Origin of the sequence: Paraglaciecola sp. 25GB23A, assembly GCF_040012495.1 — a bacterium.
Classification (GTDB): Bacteria; Pseudomonadota; Gammaproteobacteria; order Enterobacterales; family Alteromonadaceae; genus Paraglaciecola.
In genome coordinates this window covers 140,229-159,611 of the sequence record NZ_JBDYKM010000004.1, presented here as the reverse complement: position 1 = coordinate 159,611, position 19,383 = coordinate 140,229, and the positions used below count along the sequence as shown (strand labels likewise).

The window sequence follows — 19,383 nt, the reverse complement described above, 5'->3', positions numbered from 1 at the left end:
CTCAGCGCGCCAAAAACGCGGCGAGTTGACTGCTAAGTTCTGCGACTTTTTTCTCTAAACTAAGCACCCGATCTTCTAAACCTAGGTTAGCTGGTGTGACTATCGCCGGCTCTTCAACAATAGTGTGGGGGTTGTTTTTCCACATTTGCAATGCTTTGATAATTTCTGGAATGCTAAGAGTTTGGGTTGAATAATGTTTAATTAAGGCAACCGTTGGGGTTTTGCCTAAACGCTGTATTTGCTGGCAAACAGCAATGGCGTGGTTGGTATTTCGCATTTTTGGTTAATATCCTCAATAAATCGTTTTATTCACTAACTTATTTTTTATCGCCTAATCAATAAATGGCATTAATTAATATAAAACAAACACTTAGCTAATTGGCCTCAATTTTGAATAGACTCATGTCTGTGGTCGAAATAATAGCAGATTTCGCCTATTTTAAACCTACTTCCATATTCAATAGCAGGAGATTTACATGCAGAAGCTAATTTTAGCTGCAATCATAGGGGCATCATTGACACTCAGTGGTTGTGTTATTTCAATCGATGGTGAAAACGAGCAGAGTTACGGTTCAGATTGGCAAGATATCGAACAAAAAAATCGTCGTGCTATTTCCAAGTTACAGCCTTCATTAACACTTAACGACGTATCGTCCCGCATGACAAGCCCTGATTTTAATGAGTATTATGAAAATAAGGGAGATAACTATCAAATTTTATACTTTCGTACCCATCGCAATGAAGGTGATGGTGTCACAACCAAAGATGAGTGTACTCCGCTTATTTTTAAAAATGGGATTTTGACGGGGTGGGGCGACACGGCCTATCATCTGATGGAAAAGTCATCACGATAAACCTGTCACCTTGTTTATTTGATACTTTGTTATAGCTTGAGCTTATTTGTTAGAGGCCAAGCTATAACAAGCATTAATCATCTTAGTCGGGTACTTAATTGATCAATCAATTCGGCCCATTCACCGTCTTCGGCTAAAGCGGTTTTTAAGAAATCGGCTTGAGATGATGTCCAACATTGTGCATCTTCGATCTTTGTTTCAGTCGCCAGACCAGAGTTTAGCTTAATAAATTGTTGAATTTCTTGCTGTTGGTTGGGCAAGCCGAGTTGTGCAAACAATTCGCTCAATGCAGTATGATTTTGTTCCATTATTTATCTCTCCTCGTTTAAATTATTAATAAAATGTTAACAAGTATAAAAGGTTAGGATACAGTAGTTAAAAATCATTAGGGATTTTTTCAATGATTATATTAATGAGGCTCAAGTGACCGATATTAGCAACATAAAAGCGATTTATTTAACCGCAGAAGATTTGAAAATAGCGGCCTCTATCTTGTACAAAGCTTATCACGACGACCCCTTGTTTATTGACATTTTTGAGTTAGAAAAAGAAGGTTATGAATCTCGTTTACGTTCAGCCATTCGCGAAGAATTAAATGCATTTTGGCAAGCGAAACAACCCATGATCGGTTTATTTGAAGAAGAGAGACTCTTGGCTGTGGCATGTTTAAGTGATCCCAGCGCCACATTGGGGCCCAATCGATTCTGGCATTGGCGCTTAAAAATGTTGTTAACCGCTGGCTTTCTTGGCACCAAGCAGATGGTTGAAAAAGAGTCAGTGGTGCGTGCTCACATGCCGAGTCAGTATTTTCATATGTTGTCATTTATAGGGGTTCATCCAGATCACCAGCATCGTGGCCTTGGGCATGTGCTGATGGGGGCTATTGACAGTGTTATGCTTGAAGATCCTAAAAGTGAAGGTGTGGGCATGTTTGTTACCTTACCCAAGTGTTTATCATTTTTTGAAGATGGAAATTATAGTTTAATTGAAGCATTAGAAGTGGGCCGAATTAAAGGTCATATTATGTTTAGACACAGATAAATGTGTTTCTTGAGTCTAACTGATGCGCCTGAGCAATTAATATCATAGTCAATATCCTCCCCTTCATGTAAGAGATCTCTTACATGAATGTAAGTCATTACGTAAATTCTTCGACGTCATTGCCAAGTCATATTTTAACACCTTGTTTTAAAACAACTTAAATTTCATCGTTCATAAAATAGACACTTTTATCTGTGAAGATAATTCTCCCTGTCTGGCTAAATTTTGTGATTGATTTATAGTTACTGGGTCACAAGGAAACACGACGAGTCAGGATGACACAAGGATGAAACAGGATAACTTCAGGAAGAAAGTGGCAGGTAACGGATGTTACTTAAAATGGAATTTGGATAAGCAGGAAGCTTAGTTTACTCGGAGAGTAAATCATGGAAGGACAGCTAGGATGGCTGCTTGTATCGGATACAGGCTAAGGAATAGGACACACCAGGGATAGTGCCTCGCAAAGGAATAGCGAGTTAGATGGAGTTACGGATACACAAGGGATGGTGCCTCGCAAAGGAATAGCGAGTTAGACGGAGTTACGGATACACAAGGGATGGTGCCTCGTCTGGGAATAACGAGTCAGCTGGATTGAAGGACACACTAAGGATAGTGCCTCGCAAAGGAATGGCGAGTTGGATGGAATTACGGATACGCAAGGGATGGTGCCTCACTGGGAAAAGTGAGACTTGAAGGAAAGGGCGTAATAGGGACATTGTCAGGATAGATTTTGCAATGGATAGCAGAGAGGGAATCTCAAAATTCAGCAAACAGGCGCATTTTGAATAACAATTCAGAATGCGCCTTTTTTATTTCCTTTACTGCACAGATTTAGTGACTGGTTCATCTTGCATAACAATATCATTTTACTGTATGTTTTTTATTCAGCTAAACTGATGCAAGGATTTAGCTAGGGCATCATTCAAGTAAGGAAGGTTTAATGACAACGTTTAAGCATGCTTTCATCGTAATAAAAGACCAACATCAAGAGCTAGCACCACTGGTAAGAGCAGCGGAATGTTTGGGTAAGGTCTTATCATCTATCACCATCTATCGCCATACTGAGCTTATAAATCCCAAAAACACAGAAGCGTGGTCAGAATGGCAAAGCACTGAAATCGCTTCTTTTAAGGCGGTACTCGCAAAGTTCGATCTTTTGCCTACATTAGATTTTATTTTTACTGCCAAAAGCTTTACTCCCCAAGAATTTGAACAAAGCCTAGAAAAGAGTCAGGCCGATGTCGTTTTTCGCTTAAACAGTGGGCAGCGCTTTTTAGATGGGGTATTTGGCTCTAGTTTTGACCAGTACTTTATTGCTGATTGTTCGTTGCCAGTTTGGATAGTTAAGCCCCGACGCTGGGATGACAGTATTGAGGTACTCGCTTGTCTCGACGTTGATGATAGGAGTGAAATCAACCACAAGCTCAACAAAGACATTCTGCAGACGAGTGAGCAATTAGGCAAACACCTTAAGGGCCAGTTGCATGTCGTTGATTGTTTTTGGGGGGAAGTGGGTTCAATGTCATTTGAAGTAGACAACTCAGGTCGTTTTAAACAATCAACCAGTGTGCAGGTTCAACATAAAGATCTTATTCAAAGTTATATCGCTGAATATGCCTTAACTCAACAATCACTGCATATTATTGCTGGCACACCCGACTTTGCTATTCCTGATACCGCTTCACGTTTAAACGCTGAACTGGTCGTTATCGGTAACAATGCTGATCAGGGCATTATGGATCGCCTGTTTGGCGATACGGCGGTTAATTTAGTTAATAACGTTGATTGCGACGTATTGGTTCTTAAACCTTAACAAGCTAGGTTGACCTTGAAATAGGAGCTCTAGGTGAGCTCCTTGGCGTAAGCCTCTATTGAATGCGATAGGCCGGTGTATATAAATCGAGAGTTTTTAAACCGACCATAGTTAGCACGCCTTGGTAACTATCTTCACCATTGCCGGAAAACTCAAAGGAGAATTCACTGTGGAAATCAAGTTTTCCGCGGTAACTGCCTATTCTGGTTTTTATGCGGGCGATACTTAATAACTGCAGGTTTTGTCTTTCGCAGTAGTCGTTTAAATGTTGATTAGCCGTTTCAGCAATAGCTCTAAAACGCCAAAATAGTAGGCAAACAACAACAACCGACAGTAAAACAACTAAATCAAATAAATTCATGGATGTTGACTCTCAAAAAGTGTTTTTATGCGAAGGGCCAAGGCGGGTTCTTTTGTTGGCCATCGTAGTACGTTCAACATTGCATCTCGACAACTAGGGATTTGTACTAAATCTCGGAATAGTCCGCCAAATAAATTTACATCGCTTTGACTAAGTCGATGGATAAAGAGGCTCATGATTTGTTGGTTGGCTAGTTGTTGCCAATGTCTTGCCGCAATCAGAACCAATAAGTTGTCGCTAATTCGCTCGTCGTGGCTAAGAACGTCTAGTAATACTGAAGTAATTAAATCAGTGTCTTCACACTGGCTTAGGGCACGTAACATCGCCAATAAAAAATCGTTTTCTGCAGGATGCTTGCGCCATTCGCTAACAATTATTTTACCGAGAGCAGAATCTACCGGATGATTTTCTAGTGAATCACACAGTGCCCGTTGCACCTCTACAGCTAAAAACGCAAATTGCTGCAATAGTAATCGATGGATTGATTCCTCATTAATTCTAGCGCCAAGGTCTGCGATACCTTGTAATGATAATTGCTGCCAATCTATGTTTTGTGGGTTGTGTAAGTATTGTTGAGTCAGTTCAAAATACTGAGAAGGAGCTAATGCTAAAGCATGCCTAGTAATACTATTAAAACTGGCCAACTGTTGTTGATTGGGCACGAAAGTAAAAGGGTTTTCTGGTAAACCTGCTTGCGCATTCTTACTTTTTTCCATTTCAGCACCGAGGGCCTCCACAACAATTTGTAAAAATTGATTACGTGCAGCACTAATTAATTTGCCTTGCTCATCTAAAGGAAGTTTAACAAACCAAATATAGTGTTCTTGGCTGAGGCCTTTATTAATAAAGATAATACCAAACCAAGCATGTTGCTGACGTGGATAAGGCGCTGGAATATGGGTTAATTCAAAGTCTAAGAATGTTTGACTCGATTGGGGGCGAATAGCTCTACCCATGTCAAAAACTCGGTAGTCTGTGCCACCATGCAAAAGAAATTCGCTGATTGTATTAATACGACTCATGATATCCTTGACGCTATCGTGTGGTGCAAGGCACCTTTTATAAAATTAGTCTGTGATGTAGAACGGTGATCATGCCACGTAGCCTTATAGAAGTCGAAGCTCTGTTGCAACAACTTGAACATGCCTTGCAGCATGCAGGCTGTTGGTCAGCTAAATCGCCAACATCGGAAGCTTTGCACAGTAGTGCCCCCTTTGCTTGCGATCACCTAAGATTTGAACAGTGGTTACAATTTATATTTATTCCTAAACTTCGGGAACATCTGACGGCTAATAAGCCCTTACCGAATGCCATGGGATTGCATCCTATGGGGGAACAGTGTTTCTCTGAATCTTTGAGCCGGGCAACTGTACTGCCAGTACTTGCCCAAATTGATCTTTTTTTTAAAGTATAATCCATTGAATTTAAAAATTATTTACCAAGACGAAAGCATCGTAGCCATCGATAAACCAGCCGGATTGTTGGTGCATCGTAGTATGCTAGATAAACATGAAACGCAATTTGCATTGCAACTTGTTAGAGATCAAATAAATCAGCATGTATTTCCTGTTCACCGCCTTGATCGCCCCACATCTGGTGTTTTAGTCTTTGCCTTAAGCCCTGAAGTAGCCAGGATGCTTGGTGAACAGTTTAGTACACAGCAGGTGCTAAAACGTTATATCGCTATCGTGCGTGGTCATGCGCCTACAGAGGGGGAAATTGATTACGCTCTTAAAGAGCAGTTAGATAAGATAGCTGACAAAAAAGCTAAACAAGACAAAGAGGCGCAGCAGGCCTTTACGACTTTTTGTCGTTTACAGACTTTTGAGTTGCCTTTTGCGGTTAGTCGTTATCCTTCTGCTCGTTATTCTCTCTTATCTGTTGAGCCAAAAACAGGCCGCAAACACCAGATTCGACGTCACTTGGGTCACATTAATCATCCCATCGTGGGCGATACGACACATGGCGATGGCAAACATAATCAATTTTTGAAGCAACAATACGGATTTTCAGGACTGGCCTTAAGTTGTCAAACGATGCAGTTTAAGCATCCAATTCACCATACAAATTTATCCTTAAATTGTGATCCAGCAGAGCATATAAGTGGTTTATTATTAAAATGGGGAATTGATTTAGCCGGCTTAGAAACTATGATTGCAAACCGAAAAAATGGGGAAAAACAAAATAATGAGTAATATTGGGATTTTTGTTGGTAGCGTTTATGGAAACGCGCAACATGTGGCTGAAGAAGTAAAAGCAGCATTAACAGACAGTGGTCTTGTCTCTGAGGTCTATAATGATCCAAGTATCGATGACTTTCAAAACGCCAGTAAAGTGATTTTTATTAGCTCAACCACTGGGATGGGGGATATTCCGCCCAATCTAGAGTTTTTTATTCAAGACTTGCGCGATCAAATGCCCTTAATGGCAAATAAACCTTTTGCAGTAGCGGGTCTAGGTGACAGCAGTTATGGTGATACCTATTGTGGTGCTGGAAATCAGATTTTTACCTTGTTAACAGAATTGCAAGGCAATCCAATTGCTGATTTATTAGAAGTTGATGCCTGCGAAACCTTAGAGCCTGAGTTGGAAGTGGTTACATGGGTTAAAAGTTTAGTGAAATATTTAGCCTGATGTAGATTAAGTTGTAAATTTTAAGCAATAAAAAAGCGCCAACAGGCGCTTTTTTTGCATAATCTACACAACAAAAATTAAGCTAGTGCTTTAATCTGTGCTGACAAACGGCTCTTATGACGAGCAGCTTTGTTTTTGTGGATTAGGCCTTTAGTTGCCATGCGGTCAATAATTGGTGTAGCAGCAGCAAATGCAGCTGTTGCAGCTTCTTTATTACCTGATGCGATAGCAGCGATTACTTTTTTCAAAGATGTACGTGTCATAGAGCGACGGCTAGCGTTATGTTGGCGACGCTTTTCCGATGTAATGGCACGTTTCTTAGCAGACTTGATGTTAGCCAAGTTGTAACTCCCAAAAAATTCTAGTCAAAATTCAAGGGTGCGGATTATCCAGATTAGAGGCCCTCCTGTCAAATGGTTTTGTCGCATTTATAAGCAAAGTTTGTTTTTGCGACTTTAGGGAGTTGTTAGTTGGGCTGACTAGTGTGGGGTATCATAATTAAAGTTTGCTTGTTTGTATCTTTGTTTAATGAATCCATAGACTGCAAAGGTTGAGATAACGCATACTATTGGCTTTTGTTTAAAGGGATAACTGAGTGTCGAGAAAACTGCTTAAATCGGGTGTGATAGTGAGTGTCATGACCTTTATTTCTCGTATCTTAGGTTTAGTGCGCGATGCGGTTGTTGCCAACTTACTTGGTGCTGGCGCCAATGCTGATGTTTTTTTACTGGCCAACAAAATTCCAAACTTCTTACGCCGTCTGTTTGTCGAGGGCGCCTTTTCTCAAGCCTTTATTCCCGTACTCACTGAAGTTAAAAATGCCGGCGACGAGGCACATTTAAGACAATTTATTGCTAAAATTTCAGGCACACTCGGCATTATTGTGACCTTTGTTGCCTTGCTGGGGGTTATTGCCTCGCCTATTTTAGCGGCCTTATTTGCCTCAGGTTGGTTTGTTGAATATCTGAATGACGAGCCAGGTGGGGTTAAATATGAACTTGCTTCACTCATGTTAAAAATTACTTTTCCCTACATACTCTTTATTTCATTGGCGGGCTTGGCAGGTGCCATTCTCAATACTCTTAACAAGTTTGGCGCCGCGGCGTTTACCCCTGTATTACTTAATATTAGTATTATTAGTTGTGCTATTTATTTGTCTGAGCAGTTTTCTCAACCCGGCTTTGCACTCGCTTGGGGCGTATTTATTGGCGGCCTTGCGCAATTACTATTCTTAATCCCTTTTTTAATTAAGGCTGGGGTGTTAGTTCGACCTAGATGGGGATGGTCAGACCCTGATATTCAAAAAGTTAGAACGCTGATGATACCTGCTTTGTTTGGTGTTTCTGTGGGACAGCTTAATTTACTGCTCGATACCATGATTGCCAGTTTCCTTGGCACCGGTGCTATTTCTTGGTTGTATTATTCAGATCGTTTATTGGAATTTCCCCTCGGTTTGTTTGGTATTGCCATTGCAACAGTCATCTTGCCAACACTTTCACGCAATCATGTAGCTAAGGATGATTTAGCTTTTAGCAATAACATTGATTGGGCGATTAAAATGGTGTGTATTTTGGGTATACCTGCCGCAACAGGTTTATTTGTACTAGCTGAGCCTATGTTACTGACCATATTTCAGCGTGGGGCCTTCTCTCCGTTTGATGCGGCCCAATCTGCCGCAAGTTTGCAAGCTTACTCCTTTGGTTTATTGAGTTTTATGTTGGTGAAAGTACTCGCTCCTGGTTTTTATTCACGCCAAGACACTAAAACACCCGTTAAATTTGGTATTTGGTGCATGGCAGCCAACATGGTGTTTAATTTAATACTAGTTTGGCCCTATGATTATGTTGGTTTAGCCATGGCAACCTCTATGTCAGCTGCGATGAATGCGGGGCTGTTATACTGGGCCTTACATAAAAACAAAGTCTATTGTGCCAGTAAACAAACTATCTACTTACTTGTTAAAATCATTGTTAGCGCCATATTGATGGGCATAGTGGTTATGCAAATGAGCCCTATACTTGAAGTATGGGTTGCTTTTGAACTTATGGTAAAAATAGTTGAGTTGTTTAAGCTAATTGCTCTAGGTTTTGCCGTTTTTGTTTCAGCAATGCTGATCATGGGCGTGCGTAAACATAGTTTTGTGGCTCACGTTTAGGCTCTTTGGTGGTATGTAATCTACCCGCAATGTTAACGAGGTAGATAAACCTTGAGTGTAATTGCTAATAAGTCGGGCTAACTACTTTCAATAATGGCGCAGTTCGATATAATCCGCGCCTTTGAAATAACAATCATCTTCAATATTTAGCTACTTTAGTACTGGATTTTGACACGCAATAACGAGAATTTAGGTGGAATTGATCCGCGGACTATATAACCTCAGAGATAAACACAGAGGTTGTGTATTAACCATAGGTAAGTTTGACGGTGTGCATTTAGGCCATCAGGCTGTGTTGAGTCAGGTGCTTGAAAAAGCCAAGGCACTAGGTCTGCCTGCCACCGTCATGGTATTTGAACCTCAACCTGAAGAGTTATTTACACCACTGCATGCGCCAGCAAGACTAAGCGTATTACGTGATAAATATTCTCAGTTGCAAGCCTTGGGTATTGATCGTTTATTATGTATTAAATTTAGTCCTGAATTTGCCGCTTATTCAGCTGAACAATTTGTTGAAAACTTATTAGTTGATTTACTCGATGTTAAGTTTTTAGTGGTGGGCGATGATTTTCGCTTTGGGCGAGGCCGAGTGGGTGACTTTGCCTATTTGCAAAAAGAAGGTGAAAAGTGCCACTTTGATGTTGCCAGTACCCAGAGTTTTAGAGTAGAAAATTGCCGTATAAGCTCCACTGCGGTAAGAGAAGCGCTCGCCAATGGAAATTTCGGTTTGGCGCAACAGATGCTGGGCCGACCCTTTACTATATCGGGTAAAGTATTACATGGTGATAAACGTGGCAGAACTATAGGTTTTCCAACGGCTAATGTATTATTAAAACGGGTTAAAGCGCCGGTCAATGGAGTGTTTGCCGTTGAGGTGATCGTCAAAGGTCAATTGCACAATGGGGTGGCAAATATCGGACATCGCCCCACGGTTAATGGCACACGTTCACAGTTAGAAGTTCATTTATTTAACTTCAACGAAACAATATACGGACAAACCATCTCGGTTGTTCTCAAACATAAAATTCGAGATGAAATAAAATTTGATTCCTTCGAATTATTGCATAAACAAATTAAACAAGACGCCAAAAAAGCTCAACAATTGTTAAGCATGTCTTGATACACTTTTAGTCAAACCAATGACCAACTTGGATTAAACCAACAATGAGCGATTATAAACATACTTTAAATTTGCCTGATACTGCGTTTCCAATGCGTGGCGCTTTAGCTGAACGCGAGCCGAAGATGCTTGAGCAATGGACAACTAAAAAACTTTATCAGCAAATTCGCCAAGCCAAGAAAGGTAAAACACCTTTTATTTTGCATGATGGCCCTCCCTATGCAAACGGTGATATTCATATTGGTCATGCAGTTAACAAAATTTTAAAAGACATCATCGTTAAGTCAAAAACCTTGTCCGATTTTGATGCGCCCTATGTGCCAGGTTGGGATTGTCATGGTCTACCTATTGAATTGATGGTTGAAAAAAAGGTCGGTAAACCTGGGCATAAAATCAGTGCCGCAGATTTTAGACAAAAATGTCGCGAATACGCAGAGAAACAAATTGAAGGTCAGAAGAAAGACTTTATTCGTCTCGGTGTATTAGGTGAGTGGGACAACCCCTATAAAACGATGGACTTTAGTTCTGAAGCCGACATTATCCGTGAATTGGGCAATATTGTACGTTCAGGCCATGTTGAGAAAGGCTTTAAGCCAGTGCATTGGTGTACTGACTGCGGTTCTGCATTGGCGGAAGCTGAAGTTGAATACCAAGACAAATCATCCCCCTCAATAGATGTACGTTTTAAGGTTGTCAACGAAGCCGAGGTAGTGGCGTGTTTTGCGCACCCTGAAAAATTAGTGGGTGAAGGCCCACTTTCAGTGGTTATCTGGACGACGACACCTTGGACCTTACCGGCTAACCGCGCTGTGTGTTTAAGTCCTAAGCTCGAATATACCTTGGTACAAGTTAATGCTGAGTCAGGCAAAGAGCGTTTAGTTATTGCCTCTGATTTAGTCACTGAATGCATGGCACGTTTTGGCATTGATCATTACCATGCGATTGGTTTTTGTCATGGCGATGCTTTAGAAAACCAAGCATTACATCATCCATTTTATGATTTTCAAGTACCGCTGATTTTAGGTGATCACGTTACCACTGAATCGGGTACGGGCTGCGTGCATACCGCCCCTGGCCATGGTGTAGAAGATTTTAATGTGGGTCGCCATTATAACTTAGAAGTTGCGAACCCCGTTGGGGCCAATGGCGTGTATGTTGAAGGTACGCCTTTGTTTGCAGGTGAGCACGTATTTAAAGCGAATCAACATGTAGTTGATGTTTTGAGCGAACACGGTGCACTAATGCATCACCATGCTTATATGCACAGCTATCCGCACTGTTGGCGCCATAAAACACCGATTATCTTTCGCGCCACCCCCCAGTGGTTCATTAGTATGGATAAAAAGGGCCTACGTGAAGCCTCAATCGAACAAATTCACCAGACTCAATGGATCCCTGAATGGGGCCAAAATCGCATCGAGTCAATGGTAGCAGGTCGCCCTGATTGGTGTATCTCAAGACAGAGAACTTGGGGGGTACCAATCGCTTTGTTTGTGCACAAAGACAGCGGTGAATTGCACCCCAATACTGACGAGTTACTTGAAAAAGTTGCCTTGTTAGTTGAACAAAAGGGCATTCAGGCTTGGTGGGATATTGATGCCAGCGAGTTTTTAGGCGAAGACGCCAAGACCTTCGTTAAAGTCACTGATACCTTGGATGTGTGGTTTGATTCCGGAGTAAGCCATTATTTTGTGGTTGACCGCAGAGATGATATTCCGGCATCGGCTGATTTGTATCTAGAAGGCTCTGATCAGCATCGTGGCTGGTTTATGTCATCTCTAATTACCTCGGTTGCGGCTAAAGGCTGCGCACCTTACAAGCAAGTATTGACTCATGGTTTTACGGTAGACGGTGAAGGCAAAAAAATGTCTAAATCACTGGGTAATACCGTGGCACCTCAGCATGTCATTAATAAGTTGGGTGCTGATATCTTGCGTTTATGGGTTGCATCTACCGATTACCGCAGTGAAATCGCGGTGTCTGATGAAATCTTAAATCGTTCTGCGGATGCCTATCGCCGTATTCGCAATACCGCTCGTTTTTTATTGGCCAATTTGAAAGGTTTTGAACCGGCAACAGATTTAGTGCCATTAAATGAATTGGTTGAATTAGACAGTTGGGTTGTGTCCCGTGCTGCCAGTATTCAACAAGAAATTATTGCGGCGTATGAAAGGTATGACTTGCTGGTTGTGACTCAAAAACTCATGCATTTTTGCTCTATCGAATTGGGCAGTTTTTATCTAGATATCATCAAAGATCGCCAATATACCGCAAAAAGTGATAGTCACGCTCGTCGCTCTTGCCAAACCGCCTTGTACCATATTATTGAGGGCTTAGTGCGTTGGATGGCGCCCATCATGAGCTTTACTGCTCAGGAACTGTGGCAAGAATTGCCTTGGCAAAAACAAGAGTTTGTTTTTACCGATGTATGGTATGACACCCTCAATGAACTTAAAATCGAATCGACCTTCGATAATGATTTTTGGTTGGCAATTCTTGATGTTAAAGAGCAAGTGAATCGTAATATTGAAGGTGCTCGCAAAGCCGGCGTGATCAAAGGTTCATTGCAAGCCGAAGTGAGCATTTATGCAACTCATGAGCTTGCCACCTTGTTAAACAAGTTAGACGATGAATTGCGATTTGTATTAATTACTTCTGCCGCTAAAGTTATTGAAGTTGAGCAAGGTCCAGCCAACGCAAACAAAACAGAGATAGCCGGTTTATGGGTTGAAATAACCGCATCAGCAGGGCATAAATGCGCACGTTGTTGGCATCACCGAGAAGATGTGGGGGCAAATACTGCACATCCTGAAATCTGTTTACGTTGTGTTGATAACGTTGACGGCGAGGGCGAAAAGCGCGCTTATGCTTAAGCTTTTTAGCCAAACTGGTTGGCGTTTTTTGTGGTTGGCCTTGATAACCTTTGTGCTCGATCAATACACCAAAGGTTTAATTGTTGAGCACATTGAGCTCTATCAAGCGGTGCAGGTTAACTCATTTTTTAACCTAACCCATGTATACAATTACGGTGCTGCTTTTAGTTTTTTACATGATGCCGGTGGCTGGCAACGCTGGTTTTTTAGTGTCGTCGCTTTTGCTGTAGTGGCAATGTTGTTGTGGTGGCTTAAACAATTATCACGTGCACAGATCATACTACCTGTAGCATTTTGTCTGATTATTGGTGGCGCATTGGGCAATGTTTATGATCGTTTGGTTCTCGGGCACGTAGTTGATTTTTTGGTGGTTTATTACCAAGAATGGGTTTGGCCAGCATTTAATGTGGCTGACAGCGCTATCTGCCTTGGTGCAGTGTTGCTGATTGTTGATATGTTTAAAAATAAAGAGCAAAAAAATGACTGATGTTTCTCAATTCGTAGCTGAACAATCCTTGGCTGTTATTGATCAAGGCAGTGAAGTGGTGCTGCATTTTGATTTAAAACTGTCAGACGGTTCAGCGGCCGACAGTACAAGAGTCGATAATAAACCCGCTAAGTTAGTGATCGGTGATGGTAATTTAACGCCGAGTTTTGAAGCTTGTTTGTTGGGCTTAAAATGCGGCGATAAAAAATCTTTTACTTTGGCGCCCAGTGACGCCTTTGGTATGCCAAACCCAGATAATATTTATTATATGGACCGCAATAAATTTAATGCTGAAACACCAGCCGAAGAAGGTATGATTATCGCGTTTACTCAACCTGATGGTTCTGAGTTGCCTGGTATAATTCGCTCAGTAGCAGGAGACTCTGTAACAGTGGATTTTAACCATCCTTTGGCTGGGCAAGAAATTACTTTTGACGTGGAAATTTTGTCCGTCAGTTTACACTCATAATCTCGGCTTTTTAGGAAGAATAACATGCAAATTCATCTCGCTAATCCACGTGGTTTCTGTGCCGGGGTAGATCGTGCCATTACTATCGTTGAACGTGCGCTTGAGTTGTTTTCTCCGCCTATTTTTGTGCGCCATGAAGTGGTGCACAATCGTTTTGTAGTTGATGGTTTAAAAAAACGCGGCGCGGTGTTTGTAGATGAACTTGCTGAAGTGCCTGACGATAGTATTGTTATTTTTTCTGCTCATGGTGTATCGCAAGCGGTGAGAAACGAAGCAGATAGTCGCGGACTAAAAGTATTTGATGCGACCTGCCCACTTGTGACCAAAGTGCATATGGAAGTGATGCGCGCCAGTAAAAAAGGCACTGAGTGTATATTGATCGGCCATCATGGCCATCCGGAAGTTGAAGGCACAATGGGTCAGTACGATAATGCTAAAGGTGGTATTTATCTGGTTGAGTCAGTTGCTGATGTGGCACACCTTGAGGTGAAAAATGCGCAACATTTGTATTATTGCAGTCAAACAACCTTGTCGGTAGATGATACCGCCGATGTGATTGATGCCTTACGTCAGAAGTTTCCGCGCATAGAAGGTCCACGAAAAGATGATATTTGTTATGCCACGCAAAATCGCCAGGATTCTGTGCGTGAGCTAGCCGCTGACTGTGATGTATTGTTGGTAGTGGGGGCGCAAAATAGCTCTAACTCTAACCGTCTTAGAGAATTAGCCGAGAAAATTGGTGCTCAGGCTTACCTGATTGCAGATGAAAATTGTATTCAACGTGAATGGCTAAAAAATGCAACTAATATCGGAATCACCGCCGGTGCCTCTGCTCCTGAGGTATTAGTCCAAGGGGTGGTGAATAGGCTGAAACAATGGGGCGCAACCCATGCAATTGAGCGCCCTGGGCGTCCAGAAAACATTGAGTTTGCGGTTCCAAAAGAGTTGCGCATAAAACAAATCGATTAACGCTATTCAACGGCTTCTCAATAGGCAAATATTCACCAGCAGATCAACGGCGTTTTGTTCATTGATTGGTCGAGTGCCAATGTTTGACAGGCGCTATCTTCTTGTTGTGAGCCCTTCGCTTGAGCGACTAGGGTATAGGTTGTGGCGCTGACATTCACCACAGAAAAATCAAAATAGGCATTTTGCGGTAAACTGAGTTCGGATGTCGTTGCATAACTGACGTCATTAAGTCTAAACGACTCTTGTTGCATTTTCATTCGAAGCAGTTGTATAGCACAATCTGCGCGCCGCGATGTGAGAATGTGTTGCTGATAGCTTGGAAACACAATAGTAACCAATATACCAATAATGCTGACTACTACCATGAGTTCCAGCAAACTCATACCCACATTGTTTTTTAGTGACTTTTTCGAGTCTAAGACTGCATCTAGTTCATTCATAAAAATTCCTTTTTCCCCTTTCCATAATTTGAACTATAGTTAATAAAACGGATTTTGCGATTAGTTTTTTAACCTCAAGTATGGATGCTTATTATGCGTAATGCCCTTGGTCTTACCCTTCTTGAACTATTGGTTACCGTCTCTATCATGGCCTTGGTGCTCACACTAGGCGTGCCTTCAATATTAAGTGCCCAAAAAAGCATGCAATTAAAAGGGGCTGCTGAAGTCAGTTATTTTGCCTTTCAAAAAGCTCGCTCTGCAGCCATATCAAGCCAGTCAAATATTATGGTTATCCTTAATTCCTCATCTCCTTGGTGCATTGCGGTCAGTGATGGCGGTTTATGTGACTGTCAGATCTATCAAGACTGCACCGTCAATGGTGTGGAGGCCACCATTCAACAACAAGATTTTAAGCTGATTAAGATGCAAGACTTAAAATTTGGCAACAACGACGCGACTATTTTTGATGGTGTTCGAGGCTTATCGATGGGTCATGCGGGATCCACTGTGTTTAGCGACGGTAGCAATCAAATTAAGTTGATTTTAAGTAACATGGGTAGAGTCAGATTATGTGTTAAATCTGGCAGTTTGGGGGGCTATGAGACATGTTAAATCTGCGCTCATATCAGTTTGGCGCATCACTGGTTGAACTGATGATTTCTATGGCAATTGGGCTTGCTTCATTGACGGCCATGGCATCTTTAGTCGGGCATGGAATTGGCTTGAACAGTCAATTACTGGCTAAGTCTCGCTTAGATGAAGAAATCAACGCGATTGCGGCTTTGTTAGTGAGTGATATTAAACGGGCGGGTTACGACGCCAATATGATTAGCCTTGTGAGCGATCCCACTTTGCCAGCATCGGCTTTTGCTGATTCTTTACAGGTTTCTAACTATCCAGCAGAAGTGGCAAATAGTTGTGTGACCTTCGCTTATGACCGAAATCAGAATGGCCAATTAGATACACAAAATACTAACGAACATTTTGGCTTCAGATTAAAAGATAAGGCGATTGAAATGCGTATTGACGGATTAGCGTGTAACGCAGGTGGCTGGCATGATTTGACTGATCCTGATGTGGTTAAAGTGATCAAACTTGAGTTTTCAATTCAACGGCAAGCGTCATACGGAATTAGTGCAAGCCGTGTCGAACTGATATTAGAGGCAGAACTGAAACGGGATAGATCTATTTCAAAGCGGATCAGCACATCATTTCTGGTGAAAAATTATGACTCCGTATAGATTCAGTAAACCATTAATTTGCCAACAACAAGGCGCTGTTGTACTGGTAACCGTGGTGCTGTTACTCGTGATGGTAACACTTGTCACTTTGTATACCGGCAAGATTCAATCCTTTGAACATAAAATCATGTTGAACAGCCAAAACCAAAAACTAGCTTTTGCTGCAGCCGAGTCTGGAATAATGCGCGGCTTAGCTGAATTACAACAAAAAAAAGATTGGCCAGTTGCGACTCTCCAGGAGGTTCTGTTGGGCCAAGAACGCTTTTCGGTTAGTGCGGGCAAACAAACTATTATTCGCCATTCTCGTGAAATACAGTTATTTGAACTTAACTCTGTCGGCGTCTCTGCTGATGGATTAGCCAGCTCCAGCATAAAGCAACAGGTGATGGTTTATCCAATATTAACTCAAATACCCCAGTCCGCGCTGATGGTAGCGGGGGGATTAAACCAACAATTTAGCTTTGAGCTGGTGGCCAACCCCAATGGCGCAGGAGAGGGGATCCCTCTGTCTGTTTGGACTGGTGGGAATATTGATATGACATCAATTAATGGGTTTACATGTGGGCTACAAGAATATCAGGATGATCAATGTCAAACTCAAGCCTATTCCTCAGCATTGCAATGGGGTAACGATATAATATTCGACGATCCAAATTTTCCTAGTGATGTATTCGCACACTTATTTAACGTAGCTTTTGAACATAATATGGCACTGCGAAGTGAAGCTAAGCAAGTACTCAGTGCATGCAATATGCTTAATCAACAAACCACTGGCATTGTATGGGTTGACGGTGAGTGCGACATTAACGCCAATGCAATCTTAGGTAGTGCATCTCATCCCCTCTTGTTGTTTATTAACGAGGGAAGTCTGCACCTAGGTGATGAGGCTGAGGTTTATGGGCTTATTGTCATGCTAAAGCAAGTGAATACTGTCGCGAGTTACGATGTGTTTATATCGGCTGAAAGTGAAGTGCACGGCGCCTTAGTCGCAAATTACCAATTAGGTAGTTTAGCGGGCAGCATGCGGGTGATTTATGATAAAGATACCTTAGTGACCTTAGCTAATTCTGCTGAGTTTATGCGTATTGCTAAGGTGCCAGGGAGTTGGCATGACTTGTAAATCAAAGTGTCAAGCCGGCTTTTCCTTGGTCGAAGTACTGATTGCGTCCTTAATGATTATGTTGGGGGTGACGGGCTATGTAACCTTACAAAGTGAATTTGTAATGGCCGATTCGAAAATGAATTTACGTAATGTCGCTCTGCAGTTAGCACAAGAAAAGTTGGATGATTTGGCTAGTTTTAGCCAAATTGAATCTGAGCCTAATCAATTTTCTTATAATGATATTGGCGCCAATACTGGCGGCCAATTACCCAGTGGCAATGTCGATATCAAATTAGGCAATAATCAAATTAATATTCGTACATTTAAGCGAACTTGGCAGGTGATCAACAAATATTTTATCGATACTGATGATGATAAACAGGCGGATACATGGGTTGGCTTAAACCATCCCAAGCTAGTGCCACCTATTCCCATCGTAGCTGGACAAAAAAGTATTAGCATCAAGATTGACTGGTTAGATTATCAAGGCACTGAGCAGTCGCTTGTTCTGAATGGCACCATTACTCCCGTCCCGCAAAGTCGCAGTATATTAGCCTTAAGTGCATTAGCCAGTGTAGACCAAACCCCTCAAATAAACTTTAGTCCAAGTAGTATTCCAGATAGCCATATTAACTCCTTAGGTAAAAATGAATTTATGCAAAGTGCCAGTCCAAAAATGGTCCAAGCACAACGTGTTGACCTGTCTTTCGAAAAGTACCGTTATGTAAACGGCCAAGATATCAAAATTAACCAAAGTGACTTTAGCACTATTGCTTGTCGTTGTGAGCTAGTCGGAATAGGGCAGGGAAAGACTCCCTCTATGAGTATTATTCATAATGGCAGATTAGATATTGAAAAAGGGCAATTACGCGAAAAAATGACAGGTAAACCGGTATCAACTGGACAGGCTAGTTTGTGTTCACAATGTTGCAATGATCACCATGATAGTGAAGAAACTATTATTGATGAACATTTCTATCGAGCAGAAAATGGCTTAGCCCATAAACATTTTCAAAGACGGGCAGATATGAGCTATGTACCAGCTAGTTTGCCGGGTGATGAGTATGATGAGGTTTGTCGATTCAGAAGAGTGGATGGTTATTTTGTTTTATACCCAGACTGGCAGTTAGTTGAATTAGTGGTGTTGAGTCCAGATTATTTATTGGACTCGAATAAACAGGCAACGTACTCAGCCTATCTGAGTGCGTTGCTGAGTAGCAGCATTGATTATTCTCGACGCCCTGAACGCCCCGTTAACAGAGATGTTGACCTTAGTTTAAAAGGTCGACAACTTACTGTGCGTGGCGTGTATCTGGACCGTTTACGCAGTAGCGACAGAGCTTTGTTACAAGCAAAAATTGCTGCTGGACAGAGCGACTGGTTAAGCTTAACGCCCTACTATGACATCAATTTAACCTTATTGGCTGATTGGGCTACTGTCGTTCCCGCCATTGCCACCATCAGCAACGATTCGATCCTTTCGTTTCCTGCAGATAGCTACCAGTATTACCAAGTATACAGTCGTGGCCGCTTAGCCATTATTAGTGCAGGTTTAACCACAATAAGTGCCCGTGCTTCTATGTACAATAGTAGCTTGGCCGGTGTGCCGGCCATCACACCATTCGAATTAGCCTCCTTCAAACAAGATAATTCAGTGTCTTTAAAGTAAGGACATATTGCTCATGCACGTCCAACTTCACTCAATAGACGGGTGTGTTGTGCACTAATTTACTGAAAATATATACCTTTCATCAAGTAAAAATAACCAAACAGCAAGGAATTTAGCTACCATACTCATACGAAGATAAAACTTGCCCACAGTAA

General features: G+C 41.8%; 22 protein-coding genes. 16 read left to right on the top strand and 6 right to left on the bottom strand.

Annotated elements, in window-relative coordinates; genetic code table 11:
• Position 1: 1 nt before the first annotated feature.
• A complete protein-coding gene (locus ABKW31_RS09895; protein WP_348616176.1) occupies positions 2 to 277 on the bottom strand; it encodes a hypothetical protein in 276 nt (91 codons plus the stop codon).
• Between the two features lie 199 nt (positions 278 to 476).
• On the opposite strand from ABKW31_RS09895, the gene ABKW31_RS09890 reads away from it, so the two are divergent.
• Positions 477 to 854, top strand: a complete 378-nt coding sequence (locus tag ABKW31_RS09890) for a DUF3192 domain-containing protein (protein WP_348616175.1) — start codon at positions 477 to 479, stop codon at positions 852 to 854.
• Positions 855 to 931: 77 nt separating this feature from the next.
• Here ABKW31_RS09890 and ABKW31_RS09885 read toward each other — a convergent pair whose 3' ends face one another.
• Complete coding sequence (locus ABKW31_RS09885) at positions 932 to 1,162, bottom strand: DUF2789 family protein (RefSeq protein ID WP_348616174.1); 231 nt, start codon at positions 1,160 to 1,162, stop codon at positions 932 to 934.
• A gap of 115 nt (positions 1,163 to 1,277) precedes the next feature.
• Between ABKW31_RS09885 and ABKW31_RS09880 the strand changes: the two genes are divergently transcribed.
• Both ABKW31_RS09880 and ABKW31_RS09875 read left to right on the top strand, forming a co-directional pair.
• A complete protein-coding gene (locus ABKW31_RS09880; protein ID WP_348616173.1) occupies positions 1,278 to 1,895 on the top strand; it encodes a GNAT family N-acetyltransferase in 618 nt (205 codons plus the stop codon).
• A gap of 940 nt (positions 1,896 to 2,835) precedes the next feature.
• Positions 2,836 to 3,708, top strand: a complete 873-nt coding sequence (locus ABKW31_RS09875; protein ID WP_348616172.1) for a universal stress protein — start codon at positions 2,836 to 2,838, stop codon at positions 3,706 to 3,708.
• 55 nt (positions 3,709 to 3,763) lie between these two features.
• On the opposite strand, the gene ABKW31_RS09870 is transcribed toward ABKW31_RS09875, so the two are convergent.
• Together ABKW31_RS09870 and ABKW31_RS09865 are read right to left on the bottom strand one after the other, a co-directional pair.
• Positions 3,764 to 4,069: a DUF3301 domain-containing protein gene (locus tag ABKW31_RS09870; RefSeq protein WP_348616171.1), complete on the bottom strand. Its 306-nt coding sequence runs from the start codon at positions 4,067 to 4,069 to the stop codon at positions 3,764 to 3,766.
• Entirely contained in the window at positions 4,066 to 5,091 is a 1,026-nt protein-coding gene (locus tag ABKW31_RS09865; RefSeq protein ID WP_348616170.1) for a DUF3549 family protein, read from the bottom strand. The genes ABKW31_RS09870 and ABKW31_RS09865 overlap by 4 nt, the downstream gene beginning before the upstream one ends.
• A 71-nt stretch (positions 5,092 to 5,162) precedes the next feature.
• Here ABKW31_RS09865 and ABKW31_RS09860 point away from each other — a divergent pair, with 71 nt between their 5' ends.
• Genes ABKW31_RS09860 through ABKW31_RS09850 form a run of 3 tightly spaced genes read left to right on the top strand, consistent with a single transcriptional unit; the run spans position 5,163 to position 6,703 of the window.
• A complete protein-coding gene (locus tag ABKW31_RS09860; protein ID WP_348616169.1) occupies positions 5,163 to 5,483 on the top strand; it encodes a YqcC family protein in 321 nt (106 codons plus the stop codon).
• A gap of 4 nt (positions 5,484 to 5,487) precedes the next feature.
• Positions 5,488 to 6,264, top strand: a complete 777-nt coding sequence (gene truC / locus ABKW31_RS09855) for a tRNA pseudouridine(65) synthase TruC (protein ID WP_348616168.1) — start codon at positions 5,488 to 5,490, stop codon at positions 6,262 to 6,264.
• Positions 6,257 to 6,703: a flavodoxin domain-containing protein gene (locus ABKW31_RS09850; protein WP_348616167.1), complete on the top strand. Its 447-nt coding sequence runs from the start codon at positions 6,257 to 6,259 to the stop codon at positions 6,701 to 6,703. The genes truC and ABKW31_RS09850 overlap by 8 nt, the downstream gene beginning before the upstream one ends.
• 77 nt (positions 6,704 to 6,780) lie before the next feature.
• Here ABKW31_RS09850 and rpsT read toward each other — a convergent pair whose 3' ends face one another.
• Complete coding sequence (rpsT, locus tag ABKW31_RS09845; protein ID WP_348616166.1) at positions 6,781 to 7,044, bottom strand: 30S ribosomal protein S20; 264 nt, start codon at positions 7,042 to 7,044, stop codon at positions 6,781 to 6,783.
• Positions 7,045 to 7,298: 254 nt separating this feature from the next.
• Here rpsT and murJ point away from each other — a divergent pair, with 254 nt between their 5' ends.
• The 6 genes from murJ to ispH all read left to right on the top strand — a co-directional run bounded on the left by murJ (position 7,299) and on the right by ispH (position 14,776).
• Positions 7,299 to 8,858 carry a murein biosynthesis integral membrane protein MurJ gene (gene murJ / locus ABKW31_RS09840; protein WP_348616165.1) on the top strand — a complete coding sequence of 520 codons (1,560 nt, stop codon included), beginning with the start codon at positions 7,299 to 7,301 and terminating at the stop codon, positions 8,856 to 8,858.
• Positions 8,859 to 9,051: 193 nt separating this feature from the next.
• Positions 9,052 to 9,978, top strand: coding sequence for a bifunctional riboflavin kinase/FAD synthetase (ribF, locus tag ABKW31_RS09835; protein WP_348616164.1), 927 nt, complete (start codon positions 9,052 to 9,054; stop codon positions 9,976 to 9,978).
• 44 nt (positions 9,979 to 10,022) lie between these two features.
• Positions 10,023 to 12,851: an isoleucine--tRNA ligase gene (ileS, locus tag ABKW31_RS09830; RefSeq protein WP_348616163.1), complete on the top strand. Its 2,829-nt coding sequence runs from the start codon at positions 10,023 to 10,025 to the stop codon at positions 12,849 to 12,851.
• Entirely contained in the window at positions 12,844 to 13,338 is a 495-nt protein-coding gene (gene lspA, locus ABKW31_RS09825) for a signal peptidase II (protein ID WP_348616162.1), read from the top strand. Before ileS ends, lspA begins: the two co-directional genes overlap by 8 nt.
• Positions 13,331 to 13,807, top strand: coding sequence for an FKBP-type peptidyl-prolyl cis-trans isomerase (fkpB, locus tag ABKW31_RS09820; RefSeq protein WP_348616161.1), 477 nt, complete (start codon positions 13,331 to 13,333; stop codon positions 13,805 to 13,807). Before lspA ends, fkpB begins: the two co-directional genes overlap by 8 nt.
• Before the next feature lie 24 nt (positions 13,808 to 13,831).
• Complete coding sequence (gene ispH / locus ABKW31_RS09815) at positions 13,832 to 14,776, top strand: 4-hydroxy-3-methylbut-2-enyl diphosphate reductase (protein WP_348616160.1); 945 nt, start codon at positions 13,832 to 13,834, stop codon at positions 14,774 to 14,776.
• A 32-nt stretch (positions 14,777 to 14,808) separates the two neighbouring features.
• Here the strand turns inward: ispH and ABKW31_RS09810 are convergent, their stop codons facing one another.
• On the bottom strand, positions 14,809 to 15,216 hold the full coding sequence (locus ABKW31_RS09810) for a type IV pilin protein (RefSeq protein WP_348616159.1): 408 nt from the start codon (positions 15,214 to 15,216) through the stop codon (positions 14,809 to 14,811).
• A gap of 93 nt (positions 15,217 to 15,309) precedes the next feature.
• Here ABKW31_RS09810 and ABKW31_RS09805 point away from each other — a divergent pair, with 93 nt between their 5' ends.
• Genes ABKW31_RS09805 through ABKW31_RS09790 form a run of 4 tightly spaced genes read left to right on the top strand, consistent with a single transcriptional unit; the run spans position 15,310 to position 19,228 of the window.
• The gene (locus ABKW31_RS09805) at positions 15,310 to 15,828 is read left to right on the top strand and encodes a prepilin peptidase dependent protein A (RefSeq protein WP_348616158.1); all 519 of its coding nucleotides are present in this window, start codon (positions 15,310 to 15,312) and stop codon (positions 15,826 to 15,828) included.
• Entirely contained in the window at positions 15,822 to 16,457 is a 636-nt protein-coding gene (locus ABKW31_RS09800; RefSeq protein WP_348616157.1) for a prepilin peptidase dependent protein B, read from the top strand. Before ABKW31_RS09805 ends, ABKW31_RS09800 begins: the two co-directional genes overlap by 7 nt.
• Positions 16,444 to 17,577 (top strand): PilX N-terminal domain-containing pilus assembly protein, encoded by a 1,134-nt coding sequence (locus ABKW31_RS09795; RefSeq protein ID WP_348616156.1) that lies wholly within the window; start codon positions 16,444 to 16,446, stop codon positions 17,575 to 17,577. Before ABKW31_RS09800 ends, ABKW31_RS09795 begins: the two co-directional genes overlap by 14 nt.
• A complete protein-coding gene (locus ABKW31_RS09790) occupies positions 17,567 to 19,228 on the top strand; it encodes a hypothetical protein (protein ID WP_348616155.1) in 1,662 nt (553 codons plus the stop codon). Before ABKW31_RS09795 ends, ABKW31_RS09790 begins: the two co-directional genes overlap by 11 nt.
• Positions 19,229 to 19,383 lie beyond the last annotated feature (155 nt).

What these genes read in the sequence shown, in the direction of transcription:
- ABKW31_RS09865 (WP_348616170.1), bottom strand. Translation starts at nt 5,091, where the DNA reads ATGAGTCGTATTAATACAATCAGCGAATTTCTTTTGCATGGTGGCACA.
- ispH (WP_348616160.1), top strand. Translation starts at nt 13,832, where the DNA reads ATGCAAATTCATCTCGCTAATCCACGTGGTTTCTGTGCCGGGGTAGAT.
- ABKW31_RS09800 (WP_348616157.1), top strand. Translation starts at nt 15,822, where the DNA reads ATGTTAAATCTGCGCTCATATCAGTTTGGCGCATCACTGGTTGAACTG.
- fkpB (WP_348616161.1), top strand. Translation starts at nt 13,331, where the DNA reads ATGACTGATGTTTCTCAATTCGTAGCTGAACAATCCTTGGCTGTTATT.
- ABKW31_RS09890 (WP_348616175.1), top strand. Translation starts at nt 477, where the DNA reads ATGCAGAAGCTAATTTTAGCTGCAATCATAGGGGCATCATTGACACTC.
- ABKW31_RS09885 (WP_348616174.1), bottom strand. Translation starts at nt 1,162, where the DNA reads ATGGAACAAAATCATACTGCATTGAGCGAATTGTTTGCACAACTCGGC.
- ABKW31_RS09870 (WP_348616171.1), bottom strand. Translation starts at nt 4,069, where the DNA reads ATGAATTTATTTGATTTAGTTGTTTTACTGTCGGTTGTTGTTGTTTGC.
- ABKW31_RS09860 (WP_348616169.1), top strand. Translation starts at nt 5,163, where the DNA reads ATGCCACGTAGCCTTATAGAAGTCGAAGCTCTGTTGCAACAACTTGAA.
- ABKW31_RS09810 (WP_348616159.1), bottom strand. Translation starts at nt 15,216, where the DNA reads ATGAATGAACTAGATGCAGTCTTAGACTCGAAAAAGTCACTAAAAAAC.
- ABKW31_RS09875 (WP_348616172.1), top strand. Translation starts at nt 2,836, where the DNA reads ATGACAACGTTTAAGCATGCTTTCATCGTAATAAAAGACCAACATCAA.
- ileS (WP_348616163.1), top strand. Translation starts at nt 10,023, where the DNA reads ATGAGCGATTATAAACATACTTTAAATTTGCCTGATACTGCGTTTCCA.
- ABKW31_RS09805 (WP_348616158.1), top strand. Translation starts at nt 15,310, where the DNA reads ATGCGTAATGCCCTTGGTCTTACCCTTCTTGAACTATTGGTTACCGTC.
- ABKW31_RS09795 (WP_348616156.1), top strand. Translation starts at nt 16,444, where the DNA reads ATGACTCCGTATAGATTCAGTAAACCATTAATTTGCCAACAACAAGGC.
- ABKW31_RS09850 (WP_348616167.1), top strand. Translation starts at nt 6,257, where the DNA reads ATGAGTAATATTGGGATTTTTGTTGGTAGCGTTTATGGAAACGCGCAA.
- ABKW31_RS09895 (WP_348616176.1), bottom strand. Translation starts at nt 277, where the DNA reads ATGCGAAATACCAACCACGCCATTGCTGTTTGCCAGCAAATACAGCGT.
- lspA (WP_348616162.1), top strand. Translation starts at nt 12,844, where the DNA reads ATGCTTAAGCTTTTTAGCCAAACTGGTTGGCGTTTTTTGTGGTTGGCC.
- ABKW31_RS09790 (WP_348616155.1), top strand. Translation starts at nt 17,567, where the DNA reads ATGACTTGTAAATCAAAGTGTCAAGCCGGCTTTTCCTTGGTCGAAGTA.